The organism is Ensifer sp. ENS02, assembly GCF_014851885.1.
GTDB classification, from domain to species: domain Bacteria; phylum Pseudomonadota; class Alphaproteobacteria; order Rhizobiales; family Rhizobiaceae; genus Ensifer; species Ensifer adhaerens.
The window spans coordinates 113,267-136,789 of record NZ_JACVAO010000006.1 but is presented as its reverse complement, the minus strand read 5'-3'; the positions used below and the strand labels follow the sequence as shown (position 1 = coordinate 136,789).

At 62.0% G+C, this 23,523-nt stretch carries 25 protein-coding genes; 1 reads left to right on the top strand and 24 read right to left on the bottom strand.

Annotated features, from left to right (window positions below; translation table 11 throughout):
* Positions 1 to 11: 11 nt before the first annotated feature.
* From IB262_RS14395 to IB262_RS14385, 3 genes are read right to left on the bottom strand one after another with little or no spacing between them, the layout of a single operon-like run.
* Positions 12 to 890, bottom strand: coding sequence for a DUF6492 family protein (locus IB262_RS14395; RefSeq protein WP_112975991.1), 879 nt, complete (start codon positions 888 to 890; stop codon positions 12 to 14).
* An 11-nt stretch (positions 891 to 901) separates the two neighbouring features.
* Positions 902 to 1,717 (bottom strand): WecB/TagA/CpsF family glycosyltransferase, encoded by an 816-nt coding sequence (locus IB262_RS14390; RefSeq protein ID WP_348646916.1) that lies wholly within the window; start codon positions 1,715 to 1,717, stop codon positions 902 to 904.
* Positions 1,714 to 2,961 carry a glycosyltransferase family 4 protein gene (locus IB262_RS14385; protein ID WP_234824383.1) on the bottom strand — a complete coding sequence of 416 codons (1,248 nt, stop codon included), beginning with the start codon at positions 2,959 to 2,961 and terminating at the stop codon, positions 1,714 to 1,716. The genes IB262_RS14390 and IB262_RS14385 overlap by 4 nt, the downstream gene beginning before the upstream one ends.
* 140 nt (positions 2,962 to 3,101) lie before the next feature.
* On the opposite strand from IB262_RS14385, the gene IB262_RS14380 reads away from it, so the two are divergent.
* Positions 3,102 to 4,091, top strand: coding sequence for a glycosyltransferase (locus IB262_RS14380; protein WP_060602191.1), 990 nt, complete (start codon positions 3,102 to 3,104; stop codon positions 4,089 to 4,091).
* A gap of 67 nt (positions 4,092 to 4,158) precedes the next feature.
* Here IB262_RS14380 and IB262_RS14375 read toward each other — a convergent pair whose 3' ends face one another.
* The 21 genes from IB262_RS14375 to IB262_RS14275 form a co-directional block, all read right to left on the bottom strand.
* Positions 4,159 to 4,725, bottom strand: coding sequence for a hypothetical protein (locus IB262_RS14375; RefSeq protein ID WP_034800764.1), 567 nt, complete (start codon positions 4,723 to 4,725; stop codon positions 4,159 to 4,161).
* The gene (locus IB262_RS14370; protein ID WP_034800762.1) at positions 4,725 to 5,093 is read right to left on the bottom strand and encodes a hypothetical protein; all 369 of its coding nucleotides are present in this window, start codon (positions 5,091 to 5,093) and stop codon (positions 4,725 to 4,727) included. Before IB262_RS14370 ends, IB262_RS14375 begins: the two co-directional genes overlap by 1 nt.
* Positions 5,094 to 5,218: 125 nt before the next feature.
* Entirely contained in the window at positions 5,219 to 5,773 is a 555-nt protein-coding gene (locus IB262_RS14365; RefSeq protein ID WP_034800760.1) for a rod-binding protein, read from the bottom strand.
* Positions 5,774 to 5,853: 80 nt separating this feature from the next.
* On the bottom strand, positions 5,854 to 6,267 hold the full coding sequence (locus tag IB262_RS14360) for a hypothetical protein (protein ID WP_060516519.1): 414 nt from the start codon (positions 6,265 to 6,267) through the stop codon (positions 5,854 to 5,856).
* A gap of 4 nt (positions 6,268 to 6,271) precedes the next feature.
* Positions 6,272 to 7,024 carry a flagellar biosynthetic protein FliR gene (fliR, locus tag IB262_RS14355; RefSeq protein WP_034800756.1) on the bottom strand — a complete coding sequence of 251 codons (753 nt, stop codon included), beginning with the start codon at positions 7,022 to 7,024 and terminating at the stop codon, positions 6,272 to 6,274.
* Positions 7,021 to 9,108, bottom strand: a complete 2,088-nt coding sequence (flhA, locus tag IB262_RS14350; protein WP_192493680.1) for a flagellar biosynthesis protein FlhA — start codon at positions 9,106 to 9,108, stop codon at positions 7,021 to 7,023. Before flhA ends, fliR begins: the two co-directional genes overlap by 4 nt.
* A gap of 132 nt (positions 9,109 to 9,240) precedes the next feature.
* Positions 9,241 to 9,507: a flagellar biosynthesis protein FliQ gene (gene fliQ, locus IB262_RS14345; RefSeq protein WP_034800750.1), complete on the bottom strand. Its 267-nt coding sequence runs from the start codon at positions 9,505 to 9,507 to the stop codon at positions 9,241 to 9,243.
* Between the two features lie 7 nt (positions 9,508 to 9,514).
* Positions 9,515 to 9,925, bottom strand: coding sequence for a flagellar hook assembly protein FlgD (flgD, locus tag IB262_RS14340; RefSeq protein WP_034800748.1), 411 nt, complete (start codon positions 9,923 to 9,925; stop codon positions 9,515 to 9,517).
* Positions 9,916 to 10,365: a flagellar biosynthesis repressor FlbT gene (gene flbT / locus IB262_RS14335; protein WP_034800746.1), complete on the bottom strand. Its 450-nt coding sequence runs from the start codon at positions 10,363 to 10,365 to the stop codon at positions 9,916 to 9,918. Before flbT ends, flgD begins: the two co-directional genes overlap by 10 nt.
* Entirely contained in the window at positions 10,362 to 10,709 is a 348-nt protein-coding gene (flaF, locus tag IB262_RS14330; protein ID WP_034800744.1) for a flagellar biosynthesis regulator FlaF, read from the bottom strand. Before flaF ends, flbT begins: the two co-directional genes overlap by 4 nt.
* Before the next feature lie 34 nt (positions 10,710 to 10,743).
* Positions 10,744 to 11,790: a flagellar hook-associated family protein gene (locus IB262_RS14325; RefSeq protein WP_060516522.1), complete on the bottom strand. Its 1,047-nt coding sequence runs from the start codon at positions 11,788 to 11,790 to the stop codon at positions 10,744 to 10,746.
* A gap of 2 nt (positions 11,791 to 11,792) precedes the next feature.
* A complete protein-coding gene (gene flgK / locus IB262_RS14320; RefSeq protein WP_060516524.1) occupies positions 11,793 to 13,250 on the bottom strand; it encodes a flagellar hook-associated protein FlgK in 1,458 nt (485 codons plus the stop codon).
* Positions 13,251 to 13,273: 23 nt separating this feature from the next.
* Positions 13,274 to 14,485 carry a flagellar hook protein FlgE gene (locus tag IB262_RS14315; RefSeq protein ID WP_034800738.1) on the bottom strand — a complete coding sequence of 404 codons (1,212 nt, stop codon included), beginning with the start codon at positions 14,483 to 14,485 and terminating at the stop codon, positions 13,274 to 13,276.
* A gap of 91 nt (positions 14,486 to 14,576) precedes the next feature.
* A complete protein-coding gene (locus IB262_RS14310; protein ID WP_034800735.1) occupies positions 14,577 to 15,248 on the bottom strand; it encodes a response regulator transcription factor in 672 nt (223 codons plus the stop codon).
* A 269-nt stretch (positions 15,249 to 15,517) separates the two neighbouring features.
* A complete protein-coding gene (locus IB262_RS14305) occupies positions 15,518 to 16,075 on the bottom strand; it encodes a lytic transglycosylase domain-containing protein (RefSeq protein ID WP_162728772.1) in 558 nt (185 codons plus the stop codon).
* Positions 16,026 to 17,435, bottom strand: coding sequence for a flagellar hook-length control protein FliK (locus tag IB262_RS14300; protein ID WP_192493679.1), 1,410 nt, complete (start codon positions 17,433 to 17,435; stop codon positions 16,026 to 16,028). Before IB262_RS14300 ends, IB262_RS14305 begins: the two co-directional genes overlap by 50 nt.
* A complete protein-coding gene (gene motC, locus IB262_RS14295) occupies positions 17,432 to 18,733 on the bottom strand; it encodes a chemotaxis protein MotC (RefSeq protein WP_034800729.1) in 1,302 nt (433 codons plus the stop codon). Before motC ends, IB262_RS14300 begins: the two co-directional genes overlap by 4 nt.
* A gap of 5 nt (positions 18,734 to 18,738) precedes the next feature.
* The gene (locus IB262_RS14290; protein WP_089044677.1) at positions 18,739 to 20,010 is read right to left on the bottom strand and encodes a MotB family protein; all 1,272 of its coding nucleotides are present in this window, start codon (positions 20,008 to 20,010) and stop codon (positions 18,739 to 18,741) included.
* On the bottom strand, positions 20,007 to 20,660 hold the full coding sequence (locus tag IB262_RS14285; RefSeq protein ID WP_060602188.1) for a hypothetical protein: 654 nt from the start codon (positions 20,658 to 20,660) through the stop codon (positions 20,007 to 20,009). Before IB262_RS14285 ends, IB262_RS14290 begins: the two co-directional genes overlap by 4 nt.
* Positions 20,661 to 21,111: 451 nt before the next feature.
* The gene (locus IB262_RS14280) at positions 21,112 to 22,086 is read right to left on the bottom strand and encodes a flagellin (RefSeq protein WP_034800723.1); all 975 of its coding nucleotides are present in this window, start codon (positions 22,084 to 22,086) and stop codon (positions 21,112 to 21,114) included.
* A 377-nt stretch (positions 22,087 to 22,463) separates the two neighbouring features.
* A complete protein-coding gene (locus IB262_RS14275) occupies positions 22,464 to 23,414 on the bottom strand; it encodes a flagellin (protein ID WP_192356777.1) in 951 nt (316 codons plus the stop codon).
* Between the last annotated feature and the right edge of the window lie 109 nt (positions 23,415 to 23,523).

The window sequence follows — 23,523 nt, the reverse complement described above, 5'->3', positions numbered from 1 at the left end:
AGACAGATGCCTCAGGCCGCGAGTTCGAACACCGCCCGGCGAATATCGTCGAGATCGTGGCCGACGAAGGACTGCACGCCGATGCCGACCTGATGCGGCGCCATGTCCTTCAAGAACGCCCTGAGTCCGGAGAGATCCTGCCGGTAGCTGTCTTCGAACCAGAGCACATGACAGAGCGCGGCATCGGAGGGAACATGACCTTCCCCGCCCAGCACCTCGTCGACGAAGCGCCCGTAGATCGTGCATTCGGAGAAGGCGCGGGTGCGGGTCATCGCCCTCACCCAGTTCCGGCCGTGCAGCGTCTCGATGTGTTCGAGCAGCTTGCGGCTGGTATCGGTGCGCCACGCGATCAGCGTGTTGATATAGTCGTTGGCCGGCAACGTGTAGGGGCCGATCCCGAGAAGCCTGTCGGAATGGGCGAGCCATTCGAGATGGTTGGAGCGCATTTGCGCATTAATCGCCCCGTCCTTGCGGTAGAGCGTCAACCGCTCTCCCTGCCAGAGGCTGCCGGGATCGAAGGCGCGCAGGAAGACGACATCGGAATCGACGGCAAACATCGCCGCCTCGTCGATGTGGCGCGCGAGCACCAGGCGGCGAAGCTGTTGGGCATGCCAGCCACGCAGCGGCAGGCCAAAGGGGCTGAGCCACAGCTTCCGGCGGCCGCCCGAAAGCGGGTCGGTGACGGGATGCAGCCACCAGGGCAGGAGATCGCGTTCGCTGATAACCTGGCGTCTGGAGCCCTCCAGTTGCCGGAAGAGCTTAACGTCGAAATCGGCAACCAGCAGATAGTGCTTCCAATCGCCCTGAAGCTTGCGGTCCATGCTTTCGCACATCAGCCGGCAGCGCTCGAAGTCATTGGAGTAGGACGCTGTGACAATGGCTGTGCGCATGGTCTGACCGTTCACGATGTTCCCGTCCGAAGGCTGGTGTCGGCGACGTTTTCCCGCGCCCGCCCCGACAGCTTGTGCCAGAGGACGTAAAACAGGAAAAGCGGGTTTCCGAGGACATAGCGACGCCACATGCGCCGCGGCTCGACCGCCAGGCGAAAGAACCATTCCAGCCGCATCCGGCGCAGGAACTTCGGCGCCCGCGGAAACGCCTCGGCGACGAAATCGAAGAGCGCGCCGACGGTAATGACCAGCCGGGCGTCCTGCGGCCCCACATGGGCATCGACCCATTTCTCCTGACTGGGGCTTCCCATCGCCACCAGCAGGATATCAGCGTTCAGCGCCCGGACATCGGCAAGCACTTGCTGGGAGTGGTCACGATCGAAGAACCCGTCGGAAACGGGGAGGAACTCGTGCCATGGCGCGTGCCTGCGAAAATTCTCGGCCGCGCGCGCAAGCACCTTCGCACGGGCGCCGATCATCGCAACGCGCAGCGGCCGGTCGACGAAGGTCAGCAGCGCCGGCACGAAGTCCGTGCCGTTGAGATTGGCCGGGAACATGCTGCCGTAAAAGAGATAGGAAGCGATATCGACGCCGTGACCGTCGGGAAAGACGACCTGGCGGCCGAGGACCTCGCGGTACTCGCCGTCGCGCATCATCAGGTTGGCATTGTTGGCGTTGAGGAAGGCGAGCGTTGTTTGCCCACCCGGGCGCGACAGCGCGTCGGCCGCAAAGACAAAGGCGCTCTCCCAATCGAAATCGACCACCGGCATGCCCAGGATGAGGCGCCCGGACAGGGCGGCGTTCGCGCCGGCGGTCGTCTTGGTCACGACCGCCCCCCGTCATGGACCTTCAGCTCGGGCGGAACCGAGGGTGTCTCGGCCGAGGCACTCGGAGCGAGGCCGGCCAGCACATTGCGCATGACCCGCATCAGCTTCGCCTTCTGGGCGCGATGGAAGACCGAACCGTCAAGGCGTTGGCGGTCGCCGCCGCGCGCGCGGGTGACCTTGTCGACCAACAGGCGCGCGAACTCGGCCGGATCTTCGGCCGCGGCGCAATTCTCAGGAAGCGCCTCGATGCCGCGCAACGACGCCTGCGTCGCCACGGATGGCATGCCAAGCTCAAAGGTCTCGATGCTCTTCAGCTGGACGCCCGTACCGCCCCGGCTGACGAGCGGTATGACCGCACTTTCCGTGACGAAGGCGCGTGCATCAGGAACCCGTCCGACGAAGCGAACACCGGGATGGGAAACCGCCGGTATGCCATCCATCTGGCCGGCAATCGCGATCGAAAGATCCTGCGGCAGATGCGGTACGACCTCGGCGAGAAACCAGTCGAGCCCCAATCGGTTCGGCCGCCAGCTCCAGGTCCCGATCAAGCCGAGGTCCTGCTGGAGCTCGGCTGCTTCTGTCGGCACTACTGCCGCATCCCAACCGGTGACCAGCGGCAGCACGAAGGCCCGGTCGCTGACGGCGCGGCCGAAGCCGAAGCGATCGGCCTCCGCAAACGTCCAGACGGCCACCGCATTCTGCGCCAGTTGCTGCTCGTAGCGTTCGAGATACTGCGCCTCGCGCCGGAAAAGAAAGCGTTCGACCGTACCCTTGGCCCGCTCGGCATTCTCAAAGGCAGAATCCGCCTCGACATTGTGCGCGACATAGATCGACGGATGGGGGCGGAAAACCTGCTGGAAAGCGGCCGGCAGTTGCACCGAGTTGAGCACGAGACCGTCGAACGGAGCGAGGCTCTCGAGGATCGACTGAATCCGGCTCGACGACACCACCAGCATCTTGCCGGATGAGACGGTCGTGCGGTTGAGGAAGGCCGTCGCGAGCCAGCTCAACTTCTGCCACGTGCCAACCTTGGCATTGGTGACTTCCAGCTCGCCGAGAAGATGCATATCGCAATCGGGCGCGGGCACGCGTCCCGGCTGGAGAAAACCGATGACGCTGACGCGGTGACCGAGCGCGCGCAGACCGTCGAGCACAGCCCGGTTGGCAATGTCGAAACCGGACGCCGGATTGGCGACGGGAACGAGCGAAGAGACCAGGACCAGATGCATTTTGCCACGCGTCATGAATGGAACTGCGGCCTTCATTAGCAGCATGGGGTGAAGGAGCGCTTAAAGACCCCTTTCAAAATATGCCGCCAGGGTTCAGCATCTGTTTAGGAAGATTTGCTGTATTGCGACACAATTTTGCTTTTACAGGTTTCGCCATGACGACGACCGGCCAGGACATTTCCGTCTACTTCCGGACAGAGCTGGAAGACGCCGGCGACATCGAACTCGTCGTCGTGCTGCCGACGTTCCGTCGGCCGGACCATGTCGTCAAGACGCTGAAAACCATTGTTTCCCAAAGGCCTGACATCTCCTACGCCACGGTCGTCGTCGAAAACGATGCCGACGGGCTGGCCGGGGCTGCGGCGGCCAAAGACTTCTTCCTGGGACATCCTTCGGATTCTGTCGTGATCGTCGCGCATCAGCGCGGAAACTGCCACGCCTACAATGCCGGCTGGGCGACGGCGCTCCAAACCTACCCGAACCTCAAGGCGATCGCGATAATCGACGACGACGAAGTGGCGGCGCCCGAATGGCTCGATTGCCTCATCGCGGCACAGGAAACGACCGGTGCCGATATGGTCGGCGGCCCGCAGCTTCCGGTTTTCGAAGGCGATGGCGGGCAGAAGTGGAAACGCCATCCGGTCTTCACGCCCCATTATGACGCGACCGGGCCGGTGCCCATCCTTTATTCCTCCGGCAACGTGCTCGTTACGCGTGGAGTGCTGGACGCGATGCCGCAACCCTTCCTGGATCCCGCCTTCAACTTCATCGGCGGCGGCGATGCGGATTTCTACAGCCGCTGCAAGGCGAAAGGGTTTTCCTTCGCCTGGGCAACCGACGCCTGGGTTGCCGAGACCGTGCCCGCCCGCCGCACCAGCGCATCCTGGATCAGGGCGCGCAGCCTCAGGAACGGCGCGATCTCGACGATGCTCGAACATCGGCGTGACCCGAGCTTCAAAGGCCGGCTCAGGACCTTCGGCAAATCGCTGGCGCTGCTTGGCGCATCGGTGCCGCGCGGGTTGGAACTGTGGAACAAGAGCGGGCTGGCAGCGGCCGGACTATACCACTTCTATGTGGCGATCGGCCGGCTGATGGCGGAACTCGGCCTCGTCAACGAGCAGTACCGCACCCCGGAAAAGAACTGACGGATACCGCCTCGTCGAGGGCAAGCGGCCGAGCGGAAACCCACCCGGGCGTCCCTTCCAACAATCATCAGTGCGCGCTGCTTGCCTTGACGGCGCCTTCAGGCAACTTGTCGCCGGCGACGTTGCCGTTCTTGTCGGTGATCGGGACCGGCTTTTGCCGCGGCACATTCTGGCTGTTGGCGACGCGTTTGACGTCTTCCTTGGTCAGATACTCGAGCTGCTCGACGAGCACCTCGGTAATCACCTCGTCGCCGAGCTTCTTGTTCAGGCCGTCCTTTACCGTCGTCTTGAAGGTGGGCAGGTCGAACGTACCGGTGTCGGCGATGTCGATGAATTTCGAACCGACGAGCAGATCGTAGAGCTCATCGGTAACCATCTGGCGCAGCGGCGCGCGAAGATTGTTGATCCCCTCCTTGGTGGCGGAGAAGGAAAGCTTGGTCAGGAAATAGCCCTGAACGGAACCATCCCGGATGACCGGAATGGTGATCATCTCACCGGGAACATATTGCTCCGATGCGCGCCGGGCAGCCTCGCCGTCCGGGACGGCGGGCGCGGAGGCGCTTTGCATCGAGAAGTAGACCGATCCGAGCGTGACCGCGCAGACCCAGACCCCGGTGAAAACGAGCTTCAGCATCAGAAATCGCTATAGCGGAACTGCGCTTCGGAATAGATGCCGTCCGCATCGGCATCCTGGGCGGCGGTCTTCAGGAGGTCGACGACGGCGCGAACGGCTTCGAGATGGGCCTCGACCTTCTGCGAATTGACCGACAGCTTTTCGCGCAGGTGCAGAGCATGCGAGGAGAAAGCCGAAGAGTTTTCGCCCGGCAGCATGTCACGGTGCAGCATCGTCAGTTCGTAGAGGCAACGGCTCTTGTGCGCGTTCGATGTCTTGATATCGAATTCCGGGTCGATGCCGATCCGGCTGTTCTCGTTGTCGAGGATCATTTCCAGGCGGCCGAGCACGTTCTGGATCCGGACGTCATTGGATGCCATGGCTTCCATGAATCAACTCCCAATTGGATCACGATGATTTCTGGTCGGATCGACCGGATTCTCAAGCGCGATCTATTCCTATGAATTAGAGCGAAATGCGGATGGAAAACTGCAAGCAGTTCCCCCACCCCGCCCTAGGCTTGCTTGTTCTTGTCGTTGTCGGTCGTAAAGCCGGTCAGCGTCTTGCGCTCGTATTCCTGCACGAGGCTTGCGGCGAGGTTTCGGCTGTTACCGTCCAGCGATGCCTGAACCCGATCGGTGCCTTCGGCGCCCGCGAGCTGTTCGGCAATGCCGATGCCACCGCTCTTGGAGATCACGTCGCCGATCTGCTCGGCCATCATGCTCTTCCAGATATCACCCGCATTGCCCTTGCCGAAAACGTTCTCGCTTTCGGTCGGCAGCATCGACTTCACGAAGTTCTGCAGCACCATGGCCTCGAACTTGCGATAGGTCTCCGGAATCTTCTTCTGTTCGACGCGGTTGTTGAGGTCGCCGAGCCCGCTCGAACCTTCCGGCGACAGATTGAGAACGTTGACGGCAGCGGCAAAGCCGTTGCCGTTTTCCGCCAGACTCGTCGCCTTGAACGCGGCACGGTTGGCCTTCAACCGCGCCTGCGCTTCCTGCACTTCGGTGGGGTCGGCGGCGCGCACGACATCCATCACCAGATCGCTGGGCGGAGAGATGGCCATGACGAATCCTCTCAAAATCGAGCCTGGGCATTGGTCGGCCCGGATCCGCTCCGCCATCGGAGCAAACCGGGAATGACGTACTATCGCCCGTCAAGCTTACGGGAAGCTGGCGCGTTGCCCGTAACGTGTTGATCGATCAGGTCGTAGATGGAATTGTCGGCCTCTTCGCGGTCCTCGGACTGGCGGGCCTCCTTCATGTTTTCCTCGAGCCGGTCGGCTTTCGCGCGCTCCCTCAGCATGCGCGCCTCGTGCGTTTGCTGGATGCCGTGCAGCATCTGGTCCTTCTGCACAAGCCGTCCGATCTGCGAGGAATAGTGGCCGGAGAACATGCGGTGCATCGGATGAGCCGAGCCCATGGCATCGACGACGACATCGATCGTCTCAGCCAGAACCTCGCGCTGCCGCACCATCTCGACGAAATCCGCCTCCGCCATCTGCTCCAGATGGCGTTGGACGGCGACCAGGCGCTTGAGCTTCTGCGAGCGGGTCTTCATGCGGCTATCCTCCCTGCATGACCAGCGCGAAACCGTCGCCGAACAGGCGCAGCATCGCAGCGATACCGAGATAGAGCAGGAACAAGCCGCCCATGATCAGATAGGGCTGCGAGATGAAGTAGATCGGGATCTGTGGCGCCAGCTTGTTCACCATGCCGATCGCCACGTTGAAAAGCAGGCCATAGATGATGAAGGGGCTCGCGAGCCTCAACATGATCATGAAGATCTGCGCCAGCGAATCCGTGAGCGTGATCAGCACACCCTGCGGATCGAAGGGAGTGCCGATCGGCATGGCCCGATAGGATTGAACGATCGCCTCGATCATCACATGATGGAAATCCAGCATGAACAGCACCATCAGGCCGGCGAAGCTGATCAAGCTGGTCACCTGGTTTTCGGGCGTATCTTCGATCACGTCCGACGATGGCGGCGAGGCAAAGCCCATCAACATGGTGATCGCCGTTCCGGTGAACTGCAGTCCAAGGACATAGTAGCGGGCGACAAGGCCCATGACCGCGCCGACCGCCGTCTCGGCGGCGATCAAATAGATGTAGCTGTGCCCCTTGCCGGTTACCTGCGGATAGATGTCCGTCCACATGACCGGCAGGATCGCCATGGAAACCGCGACTGCAATGAACAGCCGCACCTGCATCGGAACGCGCGCGCTGGAGAACCCGGGCATGATCATGATGCAGCCGCCGATCCGGCAGAAGGCCGCAAACAGCGCCAGCACCGTGCCCTCCGGGTCGGTGATCATGAAATGGAGCCGATGATCTTGATCTCAAGGCCCTTGGCAAGCTCGACATGCGAGAGCACGGGCAAGGTGGCAAAGAGGCGCTCGATGATCATGCGCACATAAGAACGGGATTCGGGCGAACTTACCAGCACGAAGGGCATGCCGCGATCGAGATGTTCACGGATAACTTTCGTCGCCTGCTCGCTGAACTCTTCGAGGTGACGCGGATCGATGTCGAACTCGACGACCTCGCCCTTGGCGTCGCGCTTCAGCGCCTGGTGGAAGACCATGTCCCACTTGTTGCCGAGCCTGAGCACGCGCAGGACGCCGTTGTCGGCGAGGTCGCCGCAAAGCTGCTGCGACATGCGCACGCGCACATGCTCGACGATCTGCTCAGTCTTGCGCACATGCGGCGCGAGTTCGGCGACCGCTTCAAGGATCAGATGCAGGTTGCGGATCGAGACACGCTCGGCAAGCAGCAATTTCAACACCGCCTGCAGGCCCGAATAGGACATGTGCGAGGTGCAGATTTCGTCGGCGAGCTTGCGGTACTCCGGATCGAGCCGCTCGATCAGCACCTTGACGTCCTTATAGGAAAGCAGGTGCGGCAGGTTGTTGCGGATCACTTCGCTCAAATGCGTCAACACCACCGAGACGTTATCGATCGGATGGAAGCCTTCGCGCTTGAGGTCCTCGGTAAAGGTTTCGAGGATCGAGACCGCCGGCATGCCGAAGGCGGGTTCGCGGATCTCGTCGCCCGGAACACTCGGCCGGCGACCGCCGCCGGTGACCACCAGGACTTCGCCGACGCGCACCGTGTTGGACGCGATCGTCGTGCCGTGGATGCGGATGTGGTAGGCCTTGTCCGGGATGCTGATGTCGTCCGAAACCTTGATCTCGGGAATGACCAGGCCGTACTGGCCAGCAAACTTGCGGCGCATCTTGCCCACGCGGAAGGCGAGTTCCTGGTGTGCGCCAAGCAGGCGGGTCGAGACCTGCTTGCCAAGAAGCAGCTCGATCTCGGCGGTCTTCAGCACCGACTTGACCGAGTCCTGCTCGCCTTCCTTGGTCTGCTGGAGCTTGGCCGCCTCTTCGGCGCGACGCGCGGCATTGGCAGCCTCGATCTGGCGCGGCACGAGCCAGCTCAGGAACGCCATGCCGCCGCCGAGCACGGCGAAGGGCAGGAACGGCAGGCCGGGAACGACCGCCAGGAGAATGATAAGACCGGAGGCGACCATCAGCGCCTTCGGATAGCCGCCGAGCTGCCCGACCACCGCCTGGTCGGTGGAGCCGGCCGTGCCGCCGCGCGACACCAGAAGGCCGGCGGCGAGCGAGACGATGAGCGCCGGGATCTGCGAGACGAGACCGTCGCCGACCGAGAGCTTGACGAAAACGTCGGCCGCTTCGCCGATCGGCATGCCATGACGCAGGTAACCGATGATGATGCCGCCGAAGATGTTGATCGCGGTGATGATCAGGCCGGCGATCGCATCGCCGCGCACGAACTTGGAAGCACCGTCCATGGCGCCGTAGAAGGAGCTTTCTTCCTCGAGCTCACGCCGGCGGCGCTGTGCTTCCTTCTCGTCGATCAGGCCCGCCGACAGGTCGGCGTCGATCGACATCTGCTTGCCGGGGATCGCATCGAGGGTGAAGCGCGCGCCGACTTCGGCGATACGCGTCGCACCCTTGGTGATGACGATGAAGTTCACGGTGATGAGGATCAGGAAGACGATCAGACCGATGACAAAATCGCCGGACATGACGAGGCTGGCAAAGCCGGAAATGACGCCGCCGGCAGCGCCGTGGCCCTCGTGGCCGTGCGAAAGGATGACTCGGGTGGTGGCGATGTTCAACGCCAGGCGCACCATGGTCGAGATCAGCAGGATGGTCGGGAACGAGGAGAACTCGAGCGGACGCTGGATCCACAGCGAGACCATCAGGATCAGCACGGAAAAGGCGATCGAGAACGCGAGCCCCATGTCGATCAGGAAGGGCGGGATGGACAGGAAGAGGATCGACAGGATCGCGACGATCCCGAGCGCGAAGCCGACGTCCCGGCCCTTCGGTGCTACTTTCGGGATGATCAGCGCTGCTTGCTGTGCCATGTCTCTTCCGTCTCATCATGAGATCAAGGCAGCATTCACACGCGCTGCCCCACTATAGAGACGGAGATAGCGACCCAAGCTTGCGCGAGGGTTTCATGCCGCTGCATGCGAACAAGCTTTAAAGCTGCGGCTTCAGAAACCGGATTGGATGCGCGAGAAGATGATGTCGGTGAAGATCGAAATCTGGGCGCCGATAAAGGGCGCGGACACGGCAACCGTGATCATGACGGCAAGGATCTTCGGGACGAATGTCAGCGTCATTTCCTGGACCTGGGTCAGCGCCTGAATGAAGGCGATGACGACGCCGACAACCATGGCGGCGAGAACGGCGGGCCCTGAGGCCACGATCACGGTCCAGATCGCGGCCTGTACAATATCGAGGGCATCCGCCTCATTCATGGAGTTATCACTTCACCTTGACGCCCGGGCCGATAACAAGCTCCTTGCCGTTATCCAGCACCGCAATGATTCCGTCAGAGTATAGTTTCACTTCCTTAACCACGCCAGTGGTCTTGCCGTCTTCGCTGGTGACGGTGCGCCCGATGACGGCGTCCGCCTCGCTCAGCGACGTGCGCTGCAGCAGGCTTTCAAGGTTCTTGTTGGTCTTGATCGTCTGCTCCACCTGCGAGAAGGTCGCAAGCTGGGCGATCTGCTGCGTCGCATCCATCGGCTGCGTCGGATCCTGATTCTTCATCTGGGCGACGAGCAGCTTCAGGAAGCTCTCGTAGTTGAGCGATGCCTTGGCGGCGTCGCCGCCCGAATCCTGGGCCGAAACATTCGGGGTGTAGCCGTTGTTGCTGACGCCGCTTACCGCCATGGTGCGATCTCCTTGCGAATCTGCTCGACTGTTGCCGGCGTGATTTCCTGCGTGTTGAGAATGCGGTCTTCGATGGCATAGAGGCCGCGGATCGCCTTGAGCGCTTCGAAGGCGCGGCCGTTGGTCACCAGCCCGTCGACGCGCTTCAGTTCGGCGAGGATCTCTTCGTTCTTGAAGCAGTTGAGCAGCATGACGATCGACTTGCGGAACATCGCGGTCGATTGCTCGGCGCCTTCCGGATTGATGAGGATCATCTGCGCGATGAAATAGAGCTGCTTCAGCGGCGTCGTTGCGTCTTCCGGCTGCAGCACGTGGTTTTCGAGCAGGAACGTCACATCGTTCAGGAACTCGACCGCGACCTTCCGGTCCACGCGCAGCACCGCGCCGTTTACAAAAATCCGTTCGCCCGACTTCAGCGAGATACGCAGTGTGCTCTTCATTTCAGTCCATCCCTGATGATGGTGGTAATGTCAATTATGCCCTGGAAGTTGGAGGATTCGCGTTTGCGGATCTTTTCCGTCTCGTTGAGTATCCAGATGGCGATCGAAATCAGATTGGCGCGCAGCTCTTCGTTCAGCTGGTTCTCCGGTGCACGCAGATCCTCGATGAAACGGATCCACAGGCGCCGGGTAAAGTAGATGGCCTCGATGGCCTCTCTCGAATACCCTTTCTGCTGTTTCGCTGCTTCCATGAGCGCGATCGAGCGATCGAGTACCTGCCGTTCTCGATTCTTGGAGTCGGCGACGCCGTCCTCCATGATCTCGGCATAGGAAAATTGGTACATTCAGACATCCTTCATGTTTGTCCGGCTCCTCACACTAGAGGAAATTGAGCAAGCTCATCTGCTGTAGTCGCGACGTTAGTGTATAGGACGTTTCCAACTGCACCTTGAGCGTGTTGATCCGGGTCGATGTCTCGATCGGATCGATGCCTTCGAGGTCGGCGACATGCGTGTTGACCAGCTTGAGCTGCGCGTCGATCGAGGTGTTCGCCTTCTTCACCCGCGATTCCGAAATACCGAGCTGGCTGCGCTCTGCATTGAGGCCGGCGATGCCCTGCTCTGCATACTGCAACGCCTCGACACCGATCGCCGCCCGCACCTCGGGGGTCACGTTCTTGTCCATCAGCTCGGCCGTGATTACGCTTGCCATGGCAAACATGCGGAAGCCGTTGGTATTGGCGTTGGTCGAGCTTTCGATGACTTCGCTGGCGCTGATCCGGCTCGTCATGTTCTGGCTGGATGCGTCCGACCAATTTGCATCCCAGCCCGTACCGGTGAACATCGGCTCGACCGTATTCTTGATGAAGTCCTGCATCTGGGTGACGGTGATCTGGTCGTCGGACGTGATGCTGTTGGCGGTCTTGAACGCCGTAAACGCAGCGTCGAAGGCAGTCTTTGCCGCCGACGTAGCGGTGTAGTCGGCGAGAGGCTTGGCGTCGGTATTGATGCCCGAAAACAGGAACTCGCCGTTGAAGGACGTGTTTGCGGCGGCAGTGAAGGTCTGCAGCGCGCCCAAGATCTCGGTCTTCTGGATCTTAAGCTGGCTCGCGGCATCGTTGCCCTTGTAGGTAACGAGCGTGTCGCGCACCTTTTCGGCCGCTTTCGCCATCGTTTCCAGCGCACCCTGCGAGCCGGAGAGGCGCTGGGTTACGACCGAGTTGGTGCTCTTCATCGAGTTCAGCCGGTCGATCTCGCGCTGAAGGTTGAGCGAGCGCGACGCCGTCGCACCAAGCGTCAAGCCGACGTCGTAGTGCCGACCGGTCGTCTGCTCCTGGGTCGCCTTCAGCAGATCCATCTGGTTCTGCTGAATCGTCATGCGCATGGCGGTCTGGATCGCCAGATTAGAAACGTAGGACGTCTTCATGATTACCTCACAGCTTCCATCAAGGCCGCCATCATGGCGTCCACGGTACTCACCAGCTTGGCCGATGCTTTGTAGGATTGTTCGAGATCGAGCAGCAGCGACAGTTCCTCGTCGATGCTGACCCCGGTCTGCTTGCTGAGCGCTTCCTGGGTGCGCGACAGCATAGCGCGCTTGTTGTCGTCGGCGGTCGATGCCGTCTTTCGGGTCTGCTCCAGCCAGCCGACCGACCCGGTCGCGAAGTTCAGCAGGCTGCTGGTTCCGTCGAGACCGGTCGACGGGTCGAACGTCATGTTCTCGCCCATCTTGTTGATGAAGCCGTCGAGAAGGCCCGTGTAGCCGGGGCTCGGATTTGCCGCACCGCCAGGGTTCGACACAACGCCGTTGAAGCCGCCGTCACGCAAGAGAAGCGGGTTGGCCTTGGCCAGAGCGTTGACAGTGATCTTCGATGCCAGTCCGGGAACGACGGTGCCGGCAGCCGGCACACCCGCGCTTCCCCAGGTAAAGAGGCCCGGCTGGTAGGGAACCGGCGGCACCCCGCTGGGGTTGCCTTCCTTGAAAAGCTCGACGAGACCGCGGGCGATCTCGTCCAGCTGCGACTGGAACTTCGGCCCTATGTCGTCGCGCAGCTGCACGAGGCTCGCAAGCTTGCCCTTGGCGGTCGTATCTGCGCCACTTCCGGGGGCGATCGGTACGCCGTCGACGAAGATCTTGTTGCCGGTGACGGTGGCGTCATAGGTCGTTGTCGGCGCGAACGTCACCTGGCGCGGAATGTTCTCGAAAAGCACCGTGCCGTCGGTGGTGAAGATCACCGTATCGTTGTTGCCGCGCGTAACGGTGGAGATGCCGACGATCTCCGAAATCTGCTTCAGGATCTTGTCGCGCTGGTCAAGCGCATCGTTCGCATCGCCACCGGATGCAGTCGCCGACTTGACCTCGTTGTTCACCCGCTCGAAGTCCGCAAGCAGGCTGTTCAGCTTGTCGACCTCAAGAGCGATTTCCTTGTCGGCATCTTCGCGCATGTTCTGCACGGTGGCAGAGGTCTTGTTCAGGGAATCGGCAAGGTCCTGGGCGCTGGTGACCGCCGCCGCCGCAATCGTCTTGTTGCCCGGGGTCGAGGCCAGCGTCTGCAGGCTGTTGCGAAACTCCGACAGCAGCTTTGACGGCGCAGTCTCGTAGTTGTTACCGCCGAGAGCCGATTTCAGGAGTTCCAGGCCATCGCGAAGCCGCGCCTGGCCGGAGGCTTCGCCGATGCTGGCGATGCTCTGCTTGAGCAGCGCCTCGTTCTGTGCCCGGTAGATGGATACGACCTGCGCGCCGTTGCCGGTGCTGCCCAAGAGGGCAAGGCGACGCGAATAATCCGCATTGCCCGCATTCGCGATGTTCTTCGACACGATCGCGGTCTGTTGCGCCGTGTTGCTGAAGGCCTGCTGTGCGATGGATATTGCGGAGGACAGCGACATGACGCGGACCGTATCTCTTTCAATTACCGTTTCAGGTTGACAAGCACGTCAAGCAGGTCCGAGGCGGTCTGGAACACCTTGGAGTTTGCCGTGTAGTTGCGCTGCGCCTCGATCATCGAGGTCAGCTCGTTGGCGATATCGACGTTGGAGTTTTCGAGTGCCTTGGACTGGATGTTGCCGAAAGCGCCAGAGCCCGCAAAACCGGTGACGATAACGCCTGAATCCGCCCCTTGCGAGTAGACGTTGCCGGACTGCGGCTGCAGCTTGTCCGGGCTCTGGACGGTCGCAAGCGCGATCCGGAACTTGGGAATGAGGTTGCCGTCGCCATACTTGACGTAAACGATGCCTTCCTTGTCGATCTCGAAGCCCGACATTTTGCTCGGCTTGCTGCCGTCGATGCCACCGCCGGTGCTGCTGAAGTCGCCGCCGAGCTGCGTGGTCTTGGAGGTGTCGATCGTGATCGCACCAAGGTTGGCGCCGGTGCCGGGCAGGTTGTTGATGGCCGTCGTCGTCAACGTCGCGGGGACGGCGCCGATGCGCTTGCCGGCCGCGTCGAACGTCATGGTCTGGGTACCGACTGTAGTGCCCGATGTGCGATCGACGACGCTCAGGCCCCAGGCGTTCGGACCTGTCTTGGTGTAGGTGAAATCGAGGATGCGGGTGTTGCCCTGGCTGTCGTAAACAACCATCGAGGTCTTCGACTGATCGTTGACAGCCGCGCCCGACGGCAGGTTTGCTTCCATCGTACCCTTGGTCGAGCCGGCGGCGACCAGGCCCTCGTCCTTGAGCTGGACCGGTACCAGGCCGTCAAAACCGTTGACGACAACGGTCGGATCGACGCCGGCCTTGTACTCGTAGCCCATCAGCGTGAAGCCGGCGGTGTTGACGAGGTTGCCGTTCTTGTCGGGAACGAAGGAGCCGGCACGCGTCAGGAAGTTCTCACCGCCATTGCCCGAGACGATGAAGAATCCGCCGCCGTTGATGGCAAGGTCGCTCGCCGACGTCGTATAGCTGGTGCCGCCTTGCTGGGAGATGCTGTAGCGCACCTGCGTTTCGACACCGCCGGAATTGTAGTTGCCGCCGCCCGAAGGCAGGATCATCGACGAGAACTCAGTGGAGGCGCGCTTGTAGCCGGTCGTGTTGGCGTTCGCGATGTTTTCGGCGACCGTACCCAGACGGTTCGACTGGGCGTTCATACCGGACACACCCGTTCTCATGCTGCCATAGAGACTCATATCGGATCCTCATTTCCTTGTTACGGCGACACTAGGAAGCGGGCCTTGCGTGAACCTGTCTTGGTTCAGTGCCCGCCCATCGGCGTGGCGCTCAGTTCCAGTCGATGCAGTAGCCAAGGAAACGCTTCGAATCGATCGGGTCGAAACCGAGCTTCTTGCGCAGTTTCTTGCGCAGTTTGCTGATGTGGCTTTCGACGACGTTTTCCTCGACGTCCTCGTCGAAGATCCCGTAGATCGCGTTGAAGATCTGCGACTTGGAGACGCGACGGCCGCGGTTTGCGACCAAATACTCGAGAATGCGGCGCTCGCGGCGCGGCAGGGCGAAGACATCGCCGTTGATTTCCGGATCACGGCCGTCGGCAAAAACGCGGATCGGACCAATGTCGGTAAAGTTGGCGATCGCCTTCAAGCGCCGGCGGATCGCAGCGACGCGGGCAAGGATTTCGCGGGGGTGGATAGGCTTGCGCACAACGTCGTCGACGCCGCAATCAAAGAGTGCAAGCGTGTTTTCGAGGGACGGCGTGTCGCTCATCGCGATGACCGGTGCCATCGAGCGATCGCGGATGGCCCGCGGCAGCGTGAAGGTGGTGTCGCCCTGCCCGATCAGGAACGCTTCCACGGCATCGATATCCGAATCGGCAGCCGCGTTTACCCACTCTCCAAACTCCCTGGGATCGAAACCCGTCGAGGGAATACCTTCACGTCCGAAGAGGGACGTGTACCCGTCCTTCACCAGCTCTCTTTCATCAACCACTACGATCATTCGCCCGCCTCCGAATCAGTATGGCTCCGCACTGATTGAGAGGTACGAATCGAGGGATTCATGAACAACTAGAGGAAGTTACTGGGTGGAATTAATAATTGATTAACCATGTTTCGCCGATTTGATCTATATCTAGTAGCACCCGCCCCAAGACGGCACTAAAATAATGTGGAAAAGTTAACGGACTACGACAAATCGCTTGCGGTCACATTGTCCGCGCATTGTCGCCACAATGCGGCAAATGGGATGCCAATACAATTGATGGTTGCTTATTGGCAAAACTGCGTGGCGTTCGGCGTCCACTTGCCGTAGCCGGTCGCGACGAGATTCGCGATCACCCGGCAGACATATTTCTTCTGCGCCGGGTCGTTGTTCGGGCCTGCGTGATAGCGCGCAACGGCCATTGTCCAGGTCTCGTGCCTCGCATGGAGATTGGCCAGGAAGCGCGCGGCATATTCGACATTCTTGCGCGGGTCAAGCATCTCCTGCGGCGAGCTGAAATGCTCGCCATGGAAGTAATAGTTGATCTGCATGCAGCCGAGATCGATGAGCTTGGCACCCTGTGCCCGCGCGTTGCCGAACTGGGCCAGAACGTCCTGCTCGCTGCTGCCGAAATAGGCCTTACCTTCGATGTTCATCGCGTAGGGTTGAAGCGATCCCTTGCGGCCGGTTTCGGTCAGCCCGACCGAATAGAGGATCCCGGCCGGGATATCGTACTTCGCCGCTGCGCTGATGATCTCGCGCTCGCAGACGCCTGCGTCCGCGCTGGCAAAAGCGCTACATGTAGACGTGACCAGTACGAGAGCGCTCAGTGCCGGCAGCCGCATCGTCCGTCCCGCCATTGCCAACCCACCTTTCCGCCGCCGAAGACTGGCTGTCGTCCTGTCGCTGCTGTCGTCCCTGGCCGTTGCCATCGGCGCGTTCTCGGCCCTGCTGCCCGGCCTGGGCTTGGGCCTGCGACCCGCCGCCGGACGACGTGTCGCCGCCGGAGTTGAACACGATGTTCACCTGATCGACCGCAAAGCCCTGAGCGCGCAGCGCCTTGACCAAGTCGTTCTGGTCGTCGCGCAACTGCCGGAAGGCGTCGCCGTTCTCGACCTTCAGCTCGACCTGCAGTTCGTCATCCTTCAGGCGCAGCGTGGCCGTGACAAGGCCAAGCTCGATCGGGTGAAGCTGGATCTTCAGGGTGTTGAGCGTTTTTCCGGCCTGCGTCCACGCGCCCGGCTGACCGAGTGCAGCACTTGGCTGCAGGGAAGTGGTGGCCTCACCGGCGATGGCGTCTGCCACGGCGCTGGTGTTCGGGCTCATCGAGATGCCGAGATAACGCCGGGCCTCGAGCACGGTGACATTCTCGACCTTGGCGGAAGCTTGCGAACGAGCAGCGTCGAACGCCGCATCACCGTCCTTCGAGAGGCTCATGGAAACGGCCTGTCCCTTGCCGTCAGCCCGGGCGAAGCGGAAGAGCCGGTCGGGGTCGTTCTCGCCCGCCTGTGCCTCGGCTTTCGCGCCATGCTCGCTGCCACCGGCAACGGGCGCCGCGCCTTCAATCTGGCCATCCGCTGCCTGGCGCGCGGCCGCCGTCTGTCCCTGAGGCTGCGTCGCCTGGGCACCGCCCAGCAGCGTCAGCAGATCGTCCATCGCTGTCGGTGTCTGCTTGGCTTCAGCGCCCTCGCCGCCGGCGTGGACGTCGCCATCGACCGAGGCGCCATCTGCCGGCGCTTTGCCAATGCCTTTCGTCAAGGCGGCAATGCGCTTGGCGAGTTCTTCATCGACCTCCACTTGAGCCAGATCATCGGACACGGCAGCCGATTTGGCCGGATCGGTCTTGTCGACGGCACGTTTGCCGCCAACGCCGCGCTCGGCCGCCTGGAAATGGTCGCGCAGCGCGTGTTCGTCGAACTGGTCGTTGCGACCAAGGCTGATGCTGCGTGTCACGGCCCTGCCCGCGGCCTTGGCAATATTGTCCTTGTCGATCAAGGCTCCCGCCTCCGCGTCGCTGCCGGCAGCGGCGTCGTTGCCGCCTTTGCCTGAACCCGGCTGGTCGTTGTTTCTTTGCCGCCCGGCATTGGCCACGGCATCTTCAAACGCGCCGGCCGATGCACCACCGGCCTGCTCCTTGCCGCCCGCTCGTCCGCTTCCCGTGCCGACAGGTGTCGGAGGCATGCGCAGGGTGTCCTCAGCCCTCATTTGTCTTCTCCCTTCAGGAGAGCGTCGATCTCTTCGATCTTCGATCGTCCTTTCGCCACGAAGCCATCGTGCTTCGGGTCCGCCACCTCGTCAGCGCCGGATGCGGCCACGGTCTCCGGCGCAACCGCCGGGGTCTGCCCGCTTCCAAAGGGGCTCATGCCGCTGCCAGTTTCCTCGCTTGCGGCCGACGCGTTCGCCTCAACCGGTCTATCGGGTTTAGACGCAAACGCTTGCGTGAGGCTTTCACCGACAGGTGGCCGGACGACGGCGTCCGCAACCGCCTTTGCAGCGTCGCGCAAGGCGCGGTCGCGCGGCGAAAGCTCTGCATCCGATATCGCCGCCAGGCTCGCCGTCGCAGCAAACACGTCATTGGAAGGTACCGAGGCCAATCCGGCATAGAAGCTGGCAAGCAGTTTCGGCTGCGGCGCGCCATCTGCGCCGAGCGCCTCGGCGCGTTCCGACGCGAGCTTTGCGAGTTCTTGCTTGCCGGCGATCGCCGCGCGGCGAGCGACACGAAGGAAGACTTCGCGCTGGCGCGGCGCGTCCATGAAACCCAGGATCTCCGAAATTCGCCCCTGCGCCCCGCCATCGAAATGGGCGACGGCGAGTTCGACGAAGACATCCGCGAACTGGCTGGCATAGGGGGAGGTCAGGTAGCGGCGGGCATAGGTCAGCGCATAGCGGAAGCCCTTGTCCGCGTCGCCCGCCTGAACCGCGAGGAAAACCGAGCGACGCAGGGCAGCCTCTTCGATGATCGTACCCGGGGCCGCGAGACGGGCCCAGTCGTAGTACTTCATCGCGCCCACAGGATCCTGCTGCGACGTCGCGTTGCCGAGGATGAGGTAGAGATAAGGGCCGATGCGGGCGCTGCGGTACTCAGGCGCGGCCTTGGACAGGCTCTCGACGATCAGGCCGCCCTTGCCATTCAGATATTGCGTCAGCGCCTCGGTGACGCGGGAATCGAAGTTCCCGGCCACATCGTGATCCGCAAGGTACTTCAGCGTCTCCGGATTGCCGCCGCTCATGGCATAGACCAGCGCCGCATCGACGTTGCGCGGATCACGGAAGACCGCCGCGTCGGCCGCACGCAGGCGCTTGTCGATGGCGCCCAGCATGAAGCGCTGCATTTCGATCGCCGAATGGTCGCCAAGGACGACCGAGTCCTGCACATATTGCAGCGACCGGATCATCTTGAAGGGTGCGAGCTCCTCGATATCGTTCGCCCTGGCACCCCCGGTTAAAACGGGGGTCGCCAGCACACAGCAGGCCATCAGAGCGGTTCGCAGGCGTCTCAGCATGGCGCTTAACCCGGAGCCGATTGCAAGAGGATCTCGATGCGGCGGTTGCCCGGGGCGTAGGGATCGCCGGGGATCTGCAGCCGCCGGTCGGCGAAGCCGCTGATCTGGCTGACGCGATCTTCCTTCAGGCCACCGCGGACGAGCATGTAATAGGCGCTCTGGGCGCGGGCGGCGGAGAGGCGCCAGTTATCATAAGTGCCATCCTTGAAGGGACGGCCGTCGGTATGGCCGCGGATTGCAACCGCGCCCTGACGCTCAGCCAGCAGATGGCCGATCTTTTCCATCGCCAGTACCAGTTCCTTCTGCGGCACGGCCGAGCCGATGGCAAACATCTGCGCATCGGTCCGCTCGCTGATCGTCACCATCAGGCCGCCTTCAGCGGGTGTCACGACAAGTCCCTCGGCCAGCTGACCCGCCTCGCCGGCAAGCTGCTTCTTCAGCTCGGCCTGGAGCTCGGCCGCCTGCTCCTTGGCGTCGGCCTCGGCGGCCTCGGTCTTCGGCTTTTCGCCGGCTGCGGCGTCCGCCGGGTCCTTGCCAGCTCCCGTATCGGTGTCCTTGCCGTCACCGGCCTGCTTGTCGGCCGCTTCATGCGGCTCCTGCGACGCGTCCGCCTCAGACTTCTTGACGGCCGGCGTCGCGCCTGCGGGCTTCGTCGACTTGTCGGCAAGGGCGGCAACGGTTTCGGCCGTGTTGCCGGCGTCCTTCACTTCGACCTGCTTGGTCCAGAAGTCCGGATCGAACGGGTCACGATAGGCTTCGCCGCCATCGGCGCCGGTGGCCGGGCCGGACTGGGCCGCACCGCCCTCGCCCTTGACGCTGATGTTGGCCTGCTGGCCGACCTCGCGCGCAATCTCGGAAAGAACGGAATAGGGGTTTTCGAAGAAGTCGGCGTCGGAGTACTTCGTCTCTTCGCCCGACGTCGCCGTCAGCTGATCGCCGGTTTTGGCCGAGCCACCGGACTTTTCCTGCTCGCCGTCAACCTTCGAACGCTGCTGCGTTTCTTCGCCCTGCGCATCCTTGGCCGGGTCCTTCAGGCCACGTTCGGCAGGCTTCTGGTCGGTCAATTGCACCGGGTTGAAATAGGAAGCGATCGCCGCCTTCGTCTCTTCGTTGGCGGCATTGATCAGCCACATCACGAGGAAGAAGGCCATCATCGCCGTCATGAAGTCGGCATAGGCGATCTTCCAGGAGCCGCCGTGGTGACCATCATGGCTGCCGCTGTGGCGCTTGACGATGATGATCTCGTGCTTGCCGTTGTGGTGGTTTTCGTCGCTCATGCGAGAACTTTCCGAACTGTATCGGCCCAGGCGGCCATGCGCGTCACGAGGATGGTGCCATCCATCTCGACGGCGAGATCGACATCGTCAGATTCGACGTGCCGCAAGGACGGCATGTCTTCTCCGAGCTGGCGCTTCAGCGCCTCGAAGAGAGACGCCGGGCCTTTGACGACGATGGTGCAGCCTTCGCCGGCCACAAGTCCCTGGCGCAGCATCTGCGCCATATCGGCAACGGCGCGCTGCATGAGGGCATCGCCCATGACGGGCGCGAGCACGCGGGCGGCCTGATCGCCGAGTGCGACGGCAAGCCCCTCGGTCATTTCGTCGATGCGCAGCGCGAGACGGTTCGCGGTTTCCTCTTCGAAGCGCCGCGTCAGCGCCTCGAGTTCGGCCGCGTGCGCCGCCTGAAGTTCGGCTATCTGCTTTTCGTGTTCGAAGACGAGTTCGGCGGTCGCCTCGGCCCGCCCTTCGGCGAAGGCGCGCCGGCGTTCGGCATCGATATCGATTTCCGGCATGGCTGGTCTCGCGCCGAGGCGCTCGCCATCGGCATAGTCGGTATCCAGATCGGGGAAATATTTCGGAGGCATCAGCGACAGCTCGACTTTCGGTGCGCTGAAGTCCTTGAGATAACGGGAGAGCATTGCACTCATGGCCGGCCCCCTGCAGCGGACCTGCGGCAATGCGGCGATCCCCATCTGCTTGAGAGGCGGCGCTCCCTGGCGCGGACTTCCATTGCTCCTGGCACTGCTGACATGTCTCCCTCGGGCCCGACCGTCGGATACGGCAGACCCAGCATTCTTGACGTACATCAGCGTGATCCGGGGTCGGTTGTTCCCGGAGCGATCTGATGCAGGCGGCGGCGCAAAGGTCATTTTGGCCGGCAGTCATCCGACAGGACTGCGAGGGAAGGCTATTCGGTCAAACTTGTGCGAAAATGAATGTGTTGGACCGCGCCAGGGCAATTAGCGCGGTCCAACCGTTTCCACCGGGTGCCGTGACCGACGACGTGGCAGAACTCAAAGTGCCGTCACCCGCATTCGGGGCGATGGGCTCAGTTTGGCGGATCGTCGGCCGGTTCCGGCCGCTGTCCGCCGCTGCGCCTTACTGCTGGAACAGGCGCAGGATGTTTTCGGAATTGGTGTTGGCGATCGAGAGCGCCTGGATGCCCAGTTGCTGCTGCGTCTGCAGCGCCTTCAGCCGTGTCGATTCCTCGTTCATGTCGGCATCGACGAGACGACCGACGCCCTTGTCGATCGTATCCATCAGGTTGGCGATGAAGCCCTCCTGCAACTCGATGCGCTTGGTGATGGCGCCGAGCGTGGAGCCGGCGTCCGTCAGCTGGTTGAGGATACGTTCGACGACGCTGATCATATCGGCCATTTCGGCAGGCGTCGTCGATGCGGTCAGCTTGACTTCCGCCGTCGTACCGATCGGCGTCGTCGCCGGTGCGCCGATCAGGTGGTACAGGCGCGCGCCCGCCGTGCCGGGCGGAGAGGTGAGCTGGGAGGCGTCGTAGTTCCTGGTCAGGATGCCTCGGCTCGCATTCTGCTTGTCGATCAGCATCGACTGCGAGGTGTCGAAGTCGAGCGTCGTGACCGACACATTGCCGTTGGCGTCACGGTTGAACGAGGCCACGACGGACTTCGTGCCGACCGGAGCTGTGGCGGCGTTGTAGAGCCAGTTTTCGCTGGAGAAGGATGCGGACTGGGCGGCCGAGATAAGCTGGTTCTTGAGCTCGGTGATTTCCTTGTCGATCTTCAGCTTGTCGACGCCCGGCTCACTCGCCGCGACGAGCTTGCTCTTGATCGCGCTGACGACCTCGATCGACGAATTCATTGCCGCATAGGCCGTGTCGATCTTGGCGGCGCCGAGGCCGAGGGCGTCCTGAACGGTGGAGAGCGCGGCATTGTCGGAGCGCATGGTGGTCGCGATCGACCAATAGGCGGCGTTGTCGGCAGCCGTCTGCACGCGGTAGCCCGAGGAGATGCGGTCCTGGACTTCCGCCATGTCGGAGTTGATCGAACGCAATGTCTGGAGAGCCGCCATGGCGGCGGTGTTGGTCATGATGCTTGTCATTGGTCACCTGTCCCGAATGAATTCCTAAGGACATTCCGGAGTGTTACCGGCAGCGATGGGACTGGCATCATGCGAATCGCCCCTGTTTTGCCCTGGAGGCGACCCTTCGCTCTTAACCAATATGTAACGATCTCATAGTTAACAAATGGTTAATGTCGTTAGGAAGTCGGTAACAAAGGTGAACAAAAGTAAGGGAAGATGGACGAAGCGTTAAGATGCGTACCGTCACCTATGGAAAGAATGCCGGCGGCATTCGGCACGCCTGGCGGCCATGGAATACCGGAGCGCAAAAGGAAAAAGCCGCACGATCCACGGGGGATGTGCGGCTTCTTTTCGAAGTGACGGGCGAAGATCGCCCGTCATGTTCGGTCGATCGATTAACGGAACAGCGACAGGATGTTCTGCGAGTTCGAGTTGGCGATCGTGAGCGCCTGGATGCCGAGCTGCTGCTGCGTCTGCAGAGCCTTCAGGCGGGTCGATTCCTCGTTCATGTCGGCATCGACGAGACGGCCAACGCCCTTCTCGATCGAGTCCGAGAGGTTGTCGACGAAGCCCTTCTGCAGGTCGATACGGGCGTTGAGCGCACCGAGGTCGGCGGCCGCGTCGGTCATTTGCGAGAGGACGGAGTCGACACCCGAAAGCGCCTGCGACAGGGCGCCTGTCGTCATGTTGGTGATGTCGAGCGTCAGGACGCTGAAGCCCAGCGTTACCGGCGAACCGGTCGTGTCGGAGTAGGTGATGTTGGTGGAGAGCAGGCCCGTTGCAGTGGTGCCGCTCGCGACGTAGGCGCCGGTAGCATCGACCTGGACCAGCGAGCTCTTGTTGGTGTCGTACTGCAGCGTCGTCAGGCTGACATTGCCCTTGGCGTCTCGGTTGAACGAACCGACAACCGACTTCGTGCCGGCAGCGTTGTTCGGGTCGGTGTAAACCCAGTTTTCGCCGGAGAACGAAGCCGACTTGGCAATGCTCACGAGCTGGTTCTGAAGCTCCTTGATTTCCTTCTGGATCTTGCTCTTGTCAACGCCCGGCTCGCTGGCGGTTACCAGCTTCTTCTTGATTTCGTCGACGACGTCCTTGGAGTTTTCCATGGCCGACGAAGCAACGTCGGTCTTGGCAGCGCCGAGGCCGAGGGCGTCCTGAACGGCCGAGAGGGCCTTGTTGTCCGAACGCATGGTGGTCGCGATCGACCAGTAAGCAGCGTTGTCAGCTGCGGTGCCGACGCGCAGACCCGACGAAATGCGCTCCTGGGTGGTTTCCATCGAGGAGTTGATCGAACGCAGGGTGGCGAGTGCGCCCATGGCGGAAGAGTTGGTCAGAATGCTCGTCATTGGCTGAGTGCCCCTTGTTGGCAAAGATGGAATGGAAAGGGACATTCCGGGATTACCGGGAAACGACGGTCAGCCTCATGCCTGCTGACGCTTTAATCTGTTCGGGTCA

What these genes read in the sequence shown, in the direction of transcription:
- IB262_RS14365 (WP_034800760.1), bottom strand. Translation starts at nt 5,773, where the DNA reads ATGGCCATCTCTCCGCCCAGCGATCTGGTGATGGATGTCGTGCGCGCC.
- IB262_RS14290 (WP_089044677.1), bottom strand. Translation starts at nt 20,010, where the DNA reads ATGAGCGACGAAAACCACCACAACGGCAAGCACGAGATCATCATCGTC.
- IB262_RS14360 (WP_060516519.1), bottom strand. Translation starts at nt 6,267, where the DNA reads ATGAAGACCCGCTCGCAGAAGCTCAAGCGCCTGGTCGCCGTCCAACGC.
- flhA (WP_192493680.1), bottom strand. Translation starts at nt 9,108, where the DNA reads ATGGCACAGCAAGCAGCGCTGATCATCCCGAAAGTAGCACCGAAGGGC.
- IB262_RS14285 (WP_060602188.1), bottom strand. Translation starts at nt 20,660, where the DNA reads ATGAGTGCAATGCTCTCCCGTTATCTCAAGGACTTCAGCGCACCGAAA.
- flgK (WP_060516524.1), bottom strand. Translation starts at nt 13,250, where the DNA reads ATGTCGCTGTCCTCCGCAATATCCATCGCACAGCAGGCCTTCAGCAAC.
- IB262_RS14315 (WP_034800738.1), bottom strand. Translation starts at nt 14,485, where the DNA reads ATGAGTCTCTATGGCAGCATGAGAACGGGTGTGTCCGGTATGAACGCC.
- flbT (WP_034800746.1), bottom strand. Translation starts at nt 10,365, where the DNA reads ATGAAGAGCACACTGCGTATCTCGCTGAAGTCGGGCGAACGGATTTTT.
- IB262_RS14370 (WP_034800762.1), bottom strand. Translation starts at nt 5,093, where the DNA reads ATGGAAGCCATGGCATCCAATGACGTCCGGATCCAGAACGTGCTCGGC.
- IB262_RS14275 (WP_192356777.1), bottom strand. Translation starts at nt 23,414, where the DNA reads ATGACGAGCATTCTGACCAACTCTTCCGCCATGGGCGCACTCGCCACC.
- IB262_RS14380 (WP_060602191.1), top strand. Translation starts at nt 3,102, where the DNA reads ATGACGACGACCGGCCAGGACATTTCCGTCTACTTCCGGACAGAGCTG.
- IB262_RS14375 (WP_034800764.1), bottom strand. Translation starts at nt 4,725, where the DNA reads ATGCTGAAGCTCGTTTTCACCGGGGTCTGGGTCTGCGCGGTCACGCTC.
- IB262_RS14395 (WP_112975991.1), bottom strand. Translation starts at nt 890, where the DNA reads ATGCGCACAGCCATTGTCACAGCGTCCTACTCCAATGACTTCGAGCGC.
- flgD (WP_034800748.1), bottom strand. Translation starts at nt 9,925, where the DNA reads ATGGCGGTAAGCGGCGTCAGCAACAACGGCTACACCCCGAATGTTTCG.
- IB262_RS14310 (WP_034800735.1), bottom strand. Translation starts at nt 15,248, where the DNA reads ATGATCGTAGTGGTTGATGAAAGAGAGCTGGTGAAGGACGGGTACACG.
- flaF (WP_034800744.1), bottom strand. Translation starts at nt 10,709, where the DNA reads ATGTACCAATTTTCCTATGCCGAGATCATGGAGGACGGCGTCGCCGAC.
- IB262_RS14325 (WP_060516522.1), bottom strand. Translation starts at nt 11,790, where the DNA reads ATGAAGACGTCCTACGTTTCTAATCTGGCGATCCAGACCGCCATGCGC.
- IB262_RS14280 (WP_034800723.1), bottom strand. Translation starts at nt 22,086, where the DNA reads ATGACAAGCATCATGACCAACACCGCCGCCATGGCGGCTCTCCAGACA.
- IB262_RS14305 (WP_162728772.1), bottom strand. Translation starts at nt 16,075, where the DNA reads ATGCGGCTGCCGGCACTGAGCGCTCTCGTACTGGTCACGTCTACATGT.
- IB262_RS14385 (WP_234824383.1), bottom strand. Translation starts at nt 2,961, where the DNA reads ATGACGCGTGGCAAAATGCATCTGGTCCTGGTCTCTTCGCTCGTTCCC.
- fliR (WP_034800756.1), bottom strand. Translation starts at nt 7,024, where the DNA reads ATGATCACCGACCCGGAGGGCACGGTGCTGGCGCTGTTTGCGGCCTTC.
- motC (WP_034800729.1), bottom strand. Translation starts at nt 18,733, where the DNA reads ATGCTGAGACGCCTGCGAACCGCTCTGATGGCCTGCTGTGTGCTGGCG.
- fliQ (WP_034800750.1), bottom strand. Translation starts at nt 9,507, where the DNA reads ATGAATGAGGCGGATGCCCTCGATATTGTACAGGCCGCGATCTGGACC.
- IB262_RS14300 (WP_192493679.1), bottom strand. Translation starts at nt 17,435, where the DNA reads ATGAGGGCTGAGGACACCCTGCGCATGCCTCCGACACCTGTCGGCACG.